Annotated in this window: 7 protein-coding genes; 2 read left to right on the top strand and 5 right to left on the bottom strand. The window is 60.7% G+C overall.

Annotated features, from left to right (window positions below; genetic code table 11):
• The 5 genes from tssI to C1X29_RS27980 form a co-directional block, all read right to left on the bottom strand.
• Positions 1-1,346, bottom strand: a 1,346-nt coding sequence (gene tssI / locus C1X29_RS28000) for a type VI secretion system tip protein TssI/VgrG (RefSeq protein ID WP_146023276.1), incomplete at its 3' end; no start/stop codon positions are given.
• A gap of 131 nt (positions 1,347-1,477) precedes the next feature.
• On the bottom strand, positions 1,478-1,993 hold the full coding sequence (locus C1X29_RS27995) for an Hcp family type VI secretion system effector (protein ID WP_039767797.1): 516 nt from the start codon (positions 1,991-1,993) through the stop codon (positions 1,478-1,480).
• A gap of 312 nt (positions 1,994-2,305) precedes the next feature.
• Positions 2,306-3,691, bottom strand: a complete 1,386-nt coding sequence (locus C1X29_RS27990; RefSeq protein ID WP_102718929.1) for a VOC family protein — start codon at positions 3,689-3,691, stop codon at positions 2,306-2,308.
• A 111-nt stretch (positions 3,692-3,802) separates the two neighbouring features.
• On the bottom strand, positions 3,803-4,741 hold the full coding sequence (locus tag C1X29_RS27985) for an alpha/beta fold hydrolase (protein ID WP_102688444.1): 939 nt from the start codon (positions 4,739-4,741) through the stop codon (positions 3,803-3,805).
• Between the two features lie 16 nt (positions 4,742-4,757).
• Entirely contained in the window at positions 4,758-6,212 is a 1,455-nt protein-coding gene (locus C1X29_RS27980; RefSeq protein ID WP_102718928.1) for an NAD(P)/FAD-dependent oxidoreductase, read from the bottom strand.
• Between the two features lie 190 nt (positions 6,213-6,402).
• On the opposite strand from C1X29_RS27980, the gene C1X29_RS27975 reads away from it, so the two are divergent.
• Positions 6,403-7,476, top strand: coding sequence for a diguanylate cyclase (locus tag C1X29_RS27975; RefSeq protein WP_102718927.1), 1,074 nt, complete (start codon positions 6,403-6,405; stop codon positions 7,474-7,476).
• An 84-nt stretch (positions 7,477-7,560) separates the two neighbouring features.
• Positions 7,561-8,799, top strand: coding sequence for a M20/M25/M40 family metallo-hydrolase (locus C1X29_RS27970; protein WP_102718926.1), 1,239 nt, complete (start codon positions 7,561-7,563; stop codon positions 8,797-8,799).
• Positions 8,800-9,090 lie beyond the last annotated feature (291 nt).

The raw sequence follows: 9,090 nt of genomic DNA, 5'->3' as shown, positions 1-9,090 counted from the left end.
AGCGGCTGGTCGGGGTCGCCTTCGAGGAAGGTGACCAGCACTTCCATGCCGATGCGCGGGATGGCGATGCCGCCGTACTGGGCGCCGGCCCAGGCGCTGGAGACACGCAGCCAGCAGCTGGTTTTGTCGTCGGCCTGACCTTCACGGTCCCAGTGGAACTGGACTTTGACGCGGCCGTATTCGTCGCAATGGATTTCTTCGCCTTTCGGGCCGGTGACCACGGCGCTCTGGCTGCCAAGGATGCGCGGTTTCGGGTGGCGCAGGGGCGGGCGGTTCGGCACGTCCCACGGGGTGGCCTGGAAGCGGTTGCGGTAACCCTGATGGAAATCGTCTTTGAGCGCGGTGGTGTCGCTGGTCACCGACTCTTCCAGCACCTGCGGCTGCTTGCCTTCGTGGTGGACTTCGGTCAGCAGCCACAGGTCGTTCCACTTGGCTTTCGGATGTTCTTTCAGCGCGAGGAAATGGCCGCTGACCAGCAGCGGCTGGTCGCTCTTGCCTTCGGCGAGCTGGAAGTCGCTGCGATGGCGTTCGAGGGCGCGTTTGGCCAGGTGTTTGCCGCGTTCGCGGTCGACGAAACGGCCCGGGTAATCGTAGTCCTCGAGGTCGGGCAGGGCGTCGCCGCGGTTTTCGCTTTCCAGCGTCAGGCGCGGTTTTTCGAAGTCGTAGTCGCGGCGGGTGGTGCGGCTGGTGCGGGTTTCCAGACGCAGGTCGAAGCGCTTGATCACCGGGTTGCTGGCGACCATGCCGGAGTCCTGCTGATAGGCCACCGGCGCCAGTTTCTTGAACACCGTCTGGTCATCGCCGAACACCAGTTTGTGCGCCGTCGCGCTGTGCTGGAAGTGGTAGTGAATGCCTTCTTCTTCGCACAGGCGCTGGATGAAATGCAGGTCCGATTCGTCGTATTGCACGCAGTAAATGCGGTCGGGGTAGATCGAACCGGTCTGGAAGGCGTAGGCGTTGCCCTGGATGCCATGATCTTCGAGGACCTTGCCGATGATTTTCGGCACGCTGAGGTTCTGGAAGATCCGCTGGTTGATCCGGTGCGCGAGGTACCCCAGTTGCGGGCGCAGGGTCACGGAGTAGCGCGTCAGGCGCTTGCCGGAATCGCCTTGCGCGGCGCGGTAGATCAGGCCGTGGATGCCGCTGCCGTCGGGCGACAGCTGCAGGAAGGCCGGTTTGTGCAGCAGGGTTTCGAGGTCCAGCGACGGCTGCTCACTGACCAGCTCCACCTCGAACACAAAAGGCTGGCTGATGGCTTCCCGACCGGTGAGGGTAAACACCTGAAAGTCGGCGGAAAGACCTTCGATGGTCAGGGCAAAGTGGGTTTCATTGGCCGGCGCGAACATCCCTTGTTCCTCGTGCTGTACAGCGGCGTTCGTCGATGACCGTCAAGCGGTTCAACGCACGCGAAATTCTGGAGGGGCGTAAACAACATCGACCAGCAGAGCTGGCCGATGCTTGAAACGATCAGCCGTAATTAAACGACTGGAGCACGCCAGTCATCGGAACCCGAAGTACCGGATACTTCGTGGGTCCAGGTGATTTTGCGGTAGGTGAACTGCACTTCTTCCAGGTGGGTGAAGTGGGCGTTCGATGGATCCTGGCAGTTGTGCATTTTGTTGTTGATGGCGACGATGATCGCGTCTTCCAGTTTGGTGGTGTAGTAGTGCTCTTGGGTACCTTGAGCCGAAGTGCGGTACCACTGGATAACGATTTCGCTCATGCGCTCGCCGGAGGTCAGAGCGGCTTGCAGCAGTGGCGAAGCCTTGTCGTAGACCTTGGTGATGATCACTGGCTTGTGAACGCGCTGACCGGTTGGCTGACCGGATTGCGGGTCACGCGGGATGATCACGTCGTGGCTGAACGCCTGAACCATGACCTGGTCTTCGTGACCTTCCTGGTAGGTGTTGCCAACGGAGTCGGCGGTGAAGGCGCCGGCAGTGATCAGGCCTTGTTTTTCGCCGGTAACCGACATGTACGCTGGTGTTGCCATGGGAGGTGCTCCTTGCGGATAAAGTTAGGGTGCCCGGGAGGCGAAATCGCCCGGTGGGTGGCTGACTGTTATCAAGGAGCGTGCCAAGATTTTCGAAGCCTTATAAACCAATGAGTTGGCGCGGAGCGCCCTTGGTATTAGCGAAAAAGGGTGGGGGTTCAGGCGAAAAGTGCGCAAGAAGTTGCGCAGTACTGCGCAACTTCTTGCGCACTTGGCTGGAGGCCTTGAAAAACATGGCCTCCAGCGGAATCGGTGAGCATTTTTACGAAACAAGTGCGCAACTTCTTGCGCAGTATGGCCAATCGCCGCTTTTCACGCGGATCGGGCGATTGTAGCGAGGCATTCCTCAATCGAACGTTGCTGGGTTTCGGCATACAGGCCCAACTCATCAATGGTCGAACGCCCCAACGCCAGCTCGAACGCCTGTCGGTTGGAATGCTCGCCATAGTGCGCCTGCGCCGCGTCCCCCAGGTTCGACTGAAAAATCCCTGCCGCACTGACTGGCAGGAAATCTTCGTACACCAGCGGTTCGGCTTTCACATAGCCGTCGCGCAACAATGCTTGCAGCGAAACATCAGCGGGACGACCCGCCGCCAGCCCTTTGCCTGTCAGGAAATAACGGAAGTACGCCAGTTCCTGCTCGCGCATGCCCTCGAGGCTGTCAGGGAATTCGCTGAAATGCTGGGTCATAAGGGCGTTGTAGCGTGAGGCATTGGCTTCGTTGGGGAAATCGCCGAGTTCATCGCGCGCCGCGTTCAGCAGGCGGTCGTAAAGCGCGCGGCCCTTGGGGGTCAGCGCCGCGCCACGTTGTTCGATTTCACCGAAGCGGGCGCTGTGGCTGCCGCGGGTTTGCGTCTGGTCGGTGAAGGCGATCGGCTCGTCCAGCGCCTTGAAACTGGTCTGACGCAACAGGATCGGGTGCTGCCGGCGCGGCGGGCCTTCGATCACCGCTTTGGGCGTGATGCCGTGCAGCGGCATCTGCGCCTGAACGATGTCGATGTCCAGTGTGCGCGGGGTCAGGTGGTTGATGTGCGGGCCCTTGAAGGCGACGACATCGGCGATCAAGCGATGCTGAGCACTGAGGGTCTGGTATTGCGCAGCGGTGACGGTGGCGCTGTGGTGCCAGCGAAAAGTCTCCAGCGCCTGCAGGACAAATTCCCCGGCCTCGGATTCATTCAAACCGCCAGCGGACTCGGCCTGTTCGATCAGCTTTAGCGCCGAAGCCGTGAAGATCGAACGCTTATCCAGCACCGATTCAGCAAAGGCACGCAGTTCGGGGTCTTCAATCAATTCCAGTCGCAGCAACGAAGTGAACACCCGGAACGGGCTGACCTGCAGCGCATCTTCATGCACCGCGCGAAACGCCGTGGAATGCACCGGCACCCCGGCAGGGGTCAGGTCGTAATAACCCACCGGTTGCATGCCCATCACCGCAAACAGGCGGGCGAGGGTGGCCAGTTCGGTGGCGGTGCCGACGCGGATCGCACCGTGGCGCTCCATGTCCAGCCGTTCGATTTCGCCAGTGCTGTGCAATTGGCTGGCGATTTGCGGCTCGCGTGCCAGCACGTCGCGGTTGGTCTGTTCCACCAGTTCCATCAACGCGCCGTACAGCGGCACTTCTTCGCGGTACATGTCGGACATCGCTTTGGAGAAGCGTTGGCGGATCAGGTCGGGGCTGACGAAAGGCTGCACGGTCATGAAAAAAATTCCTGGCACGGTCACGTAAAGGATGTCGGAAAAGATCGCAGCCTTCGCCGACGCGGGCAAACGAAGAATCCTACGAACTTCATTCTGCCAACGACTGACCGTTTACCTGTCCTGACGCGAATGCTCCCCCAGAAACTCGCGATACAGACGTGCCGTGTTCGACGGTTGCTCGACCATCGGCATATGGCCGACGCCGTCCCAGACATCGACCCGCAAATTGCTGATGCCTTTGCTCCACACCGGCACGCTGCTGACGTCGATCAACCGGTCCTTGCGGCCCCAGAGCAACAGCGCCGGGCATTTGATGTCCGGCAGTTTCGGCTCCATCGGCGGGCTGGCGCGAAAATCCCGGAAGATCTCTTCCAGTTCGTCGCGGCATTGTTCGTAGCGCTGGGCGATCGCGTCGAGCACCAGACCGGGCACCCACGGTGGCGAGGCCATGGTCATGGCATAGAAGCGTCGGAATTCTTCCCGGGAATTGATCAGAAACGGATTGTGCCCACGGGCCAGGTGGCGCTCCATGTCGCTGGCCTCGGGCGCAGTGACGCCGGCCGGGTCGATCAGCGCCACCGATGCGATGCGGTCGGGGTAGGTCGCCGCCAGCCACGCGGCGATGTAGCCGCCCATGGAGTTGCCGATCACGTGGACCTTCTCGACGCCGCAGACGTCGAGCAACTGGATCATGCGCTTGGCCTGCACCGGAATGTCGTAGCCACCGCCGGCCTTGAAGCCGGTTTCGCCGTGGCCGGCCAGATCCGGGATGATCACCCGGTACTGCCCGACAAAATGCCGGGCGAAGCGCAGCCACAGGTTCTTTTCGGCACTGTAGCCGTGCAGCATCAGAATGCTGCTCGACGCTTCATAAGGCCCGCCTTGCCAGGTCGATACGGTCATTTCGGCAATCGGCACTTCAATCTTGTGCAGCCGGTACAGCCTGGCCTCCAGGGCCGCGCTCAGATCGTAAAGCCAGTGGCCGACTGCCGGGTAGCTCAACCAGCTCCAGGCCACGAAAACCGCGAGGGCGACAAACAGCAAAAGCATCGTGGGTCTTCCTTGTTCAAGACAGAATGTGGTCGGCCGGTTTCAGCGCCCGGGTCAACCGGTGGTAGCTGAAACTGAAGCCGGGGAACATCGCGATCACGTGACCGCTCCTGCTTTGATACCAACTGTGGCAGCCGCCGGTTTTCCAGACCGTGCGTTCCATTTCCCGGTGAATCATCTGAGTGTAGGTACGTTCTGCTTCGGGGCGAACTTCGATGCTGCGCAGACCTTTGGCCTGCAAGGTGCGGATGCAGTCGAGGATGTAATTCATCTGCGATTCGATGATGAACAGCGCCGAGGTGTGGCCGATGCCGGTGTTCGGCCCGGTGACGATAAACAGATTGGGAAAGTCCGGCAGGCTGGTGCCGAGGTAGGCGCGTGGATATTGCGCCCAGACATCGCGCAGTTGCACAGCGTTTTTTCCGCTGACCGGGTAGGAAATCACGCCGTCGGTGGCGTCGTAACCGGTCGACCAGACGATCAGATCGACGTCGATGTGCTGACCGTCCGTGGTGACGATGCCGGTTTCATCGAGGCTGGCGATGCCCTGTTCGCGGCTGTGCAACGTGACGTTGGGCCGGGTCAGCGCCGGGTAATAGGTGCTGGAGACCAATACCCGTTTGCAGCCAATGGTGAAGTCCGGTGTCAGTTTCTTCCGCAACTCGGGGTCAGTCACCTGGCGTTTGAGAAACTTCAGGGCGTGTCGCTGCACCATGTGAATCGCCGGTTTCGAGTATTTGAAGGCGATGACCCGGGTTTCGAATTGCCAATAGATCATCCAGCGCAGCAGTTTGTAGGCCGGTTTCAGCCCCAGCAACCAGCGCTGAAATCGCCCGAACGTACGATCGGCCCGGGGCAGCACCCAATGAGCTGTGCGCTGAAACACATGCAACTGGGCGACCTTCGGTGCAATGGCCGGAATCACCTGAGCCGCACTGGCACCGCTGCCGACAATCGCCACGCGTTTACCGTGATAGTCGTAGCTGTGATCCCAATTGTTTGTATGAAAGGTCTTGCCCTGAAAGCGATCCTGACCGGGGAAGTGTGGGATAACCGGTTGGCTCAACGGCCCGGTGGCATTGATCAGGAACTGCGCATAAAAAATGCCTTTGGTGCCGGTGTGTACGGCCCAGCGCTTTTCGGTGTCGTCCCATTCGACGCGCTCGACGTTGGCCTGCAGTTCCACCCGGTCACGCAGGCCGAAGCGTTCGATTACATGGTCGGTGTAGCGATGCAGTTCAGCCTGTTCGGCGAACATCTGGGTCCAGCGGTAAGGTGCAAACGACAGCGAATACAGCGGCGACGGCACATCCACCGCTGCGCCGGGGTAGGTGTTCTGGCACCAGGTGCCGCCGAAAAAGTCCCGGCGTTCCAGCAAGCGAAAGTCGTCGATACCGGCCTTGAGCAGATTGACCGCCGCGCACTGGCCGCCAAAACCGCTGCCGATGATCAACACTTGATAGGTCTGCATGGGCCTCCTTCTTAGAGTCTTTTTTCCATTTTCTTCCTTTCATGTATAGCCAATCATTTGCCCGCCGTGTGGTGCTGATGACGAGGTATTCGGCCCGCTGGCCGGTGATGGCTATTTAACGTTGCCCTGATAGACTCCCAGCACATCGGGTCTGCGGTCTGCGCAGTGCCGTCGAGTGGTCGAGGCCCTTATGGGAAGAACGGGAGGAAAGGGACTTTCACTGGCCAGGAGGCTCTATACATCGCGAACCCTCGGGCTGGTCCTGGGGCTTTTGTGCGTGAGCGTCGCGATGTACCCGCTCGACCCGCCGGCCTGGGTCTGGGCGCTGATGCTGTTCAACGGCCTGGTCTGGCCGCACCTTGCTTATCAATGGGCTCGTCGGGCGAAGGTTCCTTACCACGCCGAACACCGCAACCTGTTGATCGACGCCTTCCTCGGTGGCTTCTGGGTCGCCGCCATGCACTTCAATCCCTTGCCCAGTGCCACGACCATTTCGATGATGGCGATGAACAACGTCGCCATCGGCGGCGCGCGTTTTCTGCTGGCCGGGACGGCGGCGCAGTTGCTTGGTGTCGGTGTCGGGCTGGTGGTATTTGCCCCGGCGTTCGTCCCGATAACCACACCGGCACAGCTTTATGCCTGTCTGCCGTTGTTGACGCTGTATCCGCTGGCGCTGGGCTGGATCTGCTTTCGCCAGGCCTACACCCTCGGCCTGCATAAACGTGAATTGCTGGCCCTGAGCCGCACCGACAGCCTCACCGGTCTGCTCAATCACGGCGCCTGGAAGGATCAACTGGAAATCGAATTCGAACGCTGCAAACGCCAGCAGACAGGTGCGGCGATTGCGCTGATCGACATCGACCACTTCAAGGCGATCAACGACACCTACGGGCATGTGGCGGGCGATATCGTCCTGCGTCAGCTGAGCAAGATGCTCAAGCAGAACCTGCGTATGGCCGATGTGGCGGGGCGCTACGGCGGCGACGAGTTTTGCGTGATCCTGCCGGACTTGCCGCTGTTCAATGCGGCGCAGGCGATGGAAGCCTTGCGTGAGCGTTTTTCCTTTCTGGTGTACGAACAGAACCCGGCGCTGAAAGTCAGCCTGAGCATCGGTCTGGCGGCGCTCGATCCGGCTCACGGCGACGCGACACGCTGGCTGGATGACGCCGATCAGGCGCTGTACGAAGCCAAGGCCGGCGGGCGTAACCGGGTGATCTGCTGCAGCGACGACAAGCCGCGGCGCGAGGTATTCGATTCGGTTTGAACGGATTGGGTGTCGCATCCGGGATAGAGCCTTGGGGCGATGTCAGGTACGGTTCAGTACCCGACACGAAACAAGGATTGATTCATGACGTTCAAATTCCCTCGTTCCCTGCTGGCCGCCGGTCTCGGCCTGACCCTTTCTTTCGCCACCGCTGGCGCCTTCGCCGAACCGCACAAACAAGTGCTGGCCGATGCCGAGCAATACAAGCCCGAAGCCCTGAAATTGCTCGAACGGCTGGTCAATATCGATTCCGGTTCCGGCTATGAACCGGGGCTCAAGCAAGTCAGCGACATCGCCATTGATGAGCTGAAAAAGCTCGGCGCGACCATAGAACTGGTACCCAACACCCCGGAAAAAACCAACCACGTGCTCGCCACGCTCAAAGGCACCGGCAAGGCGAAAATCCTGCTGATGGCGCACATGGACACGGTGTTCAAGGAAGGCTCCGCCGCCGAGCGACCGTTCCACATCAAGGACGGCCGCGCCTACGGGCCGGGGGTGATGGACGACAAGGGCGGGATTGTCGCCGGCATCTACGCGCTGAAGATCCTGAAGAACCTCGACTTCAAGGACTACGCGCAAATCACCTTCCTGCTCGATGCCAGCGAAGAAACCGGCTCGGACGTCGCCACCGACCTGATCAAGAAAACCGCCAAGCTTCACGACGTGACCCTCAATCTTGAACCGGGCCGTCCGGCGGATGGACTGGTGGTGTGGCGCAAGGGCAGCGCCACCGCGCTGGTGGAGGTCAAGGGCAAGGCTGCTCACGCCGGCGTCGCACCGGAACTGGGGCGCAACGCGGCGATGGAAGCGGCGCACCAGATCCTGCAACTGGGCAAGCTCGGCGACGAAGCCAAGAAAACCACCATCAACTTCACCGTGCTCAAGGCCGGCGACCGCACCAACGTGATCCCGGATCAGGCCACAGCCAAGGCTGATGTGCGGGCGGCGGTGCCGGAAGAATTCGACCGGATCGAGAAGGATCTGGCGCGGGTGTCGCAGGACAAGTTGATTCCTGACACCGAGGTGAAGACTTCATTGCAACGCGGTTTGCCACCGATGCCGCAGACGGCGGAGTCGGATCGATTGATGGCGATGGCCCAGGGGATTTACGGTGAGATTGGCCGCAAGTTGACCGAAGAAGGCAGCGGCGGGGCGGCGGATGCCAGTTTGTCGGCCGGGGTTGGGACGCCGACGCTGGACGGGTTCGGGATTGTCGGCGGCAACATTCATACGCCGGAGGAATACGCGGAGGTGGAGAGCGTGGCGCCGCGGATTTATCTGTTGTCGCGGATGATTATGGAGTTGGCGAAGGGGCGGTGAGCCGGTCGGTGGAGTAGCGGAGTTGGCGGGGTGTCAGGCAGATTTCTCCCCCACCCCAGCCCTCTCCCGGAGGGAGAGGGAGCTGACCGAGGTGTCTTGCGCTATACATCGACCTGAAACACCGAGTCGATTATGGATTCGGTGAAGTGCATCCAGGTCGATGAATATCCTGAGCATCCCCCAATCGGTTCCCTCTCCCTCCGGGAGAGGGCTAGGGTGGGTAAAGACCGGGTACATCCTTTACGTTTGAGACCGGGGACATGGTTTACAGGTATCAATCATGGTCAGGAG

The organism is Pseudomonas sp. GW456-12-10-14-LB2, from assembly GCF_002884345.1.
GTDB lineage: Bacteria > Pseudomonadota > Gammaproteobacteria > Pseudomonadales > Pseudomonadaceae > Aquipseudomonas > Aquipseudomonas paraglycinae.
This window is presented reverse-complemented; position numbering and strand designations above follow the sequence as displayed.

What these genes read in the sequence shown, in the direction of transcription:
- C1X29_RS27995 (WP_039767797.1), bottom strand. Translation starts at nt 1,993, where the DNA reads ATGGCAACACCAGCGTACATGTCGGTTACCGGCGAAAAACAAGGCCTG.
- C1X29_RS27990 (WP_102718929.1), bottom strand. Translation starts at nt 3,691, where the DNA reads ATGACCGTGCAGCCTTTCGTCAGCCCCGACCTGATCCGCCAACGCTTC.
- C1X29_RS27985 (WP_102688444.1), bottom strand. Translation starts at nt 4,741, where the DNA reads ATGCTTTTGCTGTTTGTCGCCCTCGCGGTTTTCGTGGCCTGGAGCTGG.
- C1X29_RS27980 (WP_102718928.1), bottom strand. Translation starts at nt 6,212, where the DNA reads ATGCAGACCTATCAAGTGTTGATCATCGGCAGCGGTTTTGGCGGCCAG.
- C1X29_RS27975 (WP_102718927.1), top strand. Translation starts at nt 6,403, where the DNA reads ATGGGAAGAACGGGAGGAAAGGGACTTTCACTGGCCAGGAGGCTCTAT.
- C1X29_RS27970 (WP_102718926.1), top strand. Translation starts at nt 7,561, where the DNA reads ATGACGTTCAAATTCCCTCGTTCCCTGCTGGCCGCCGGTCTCGGCCTG.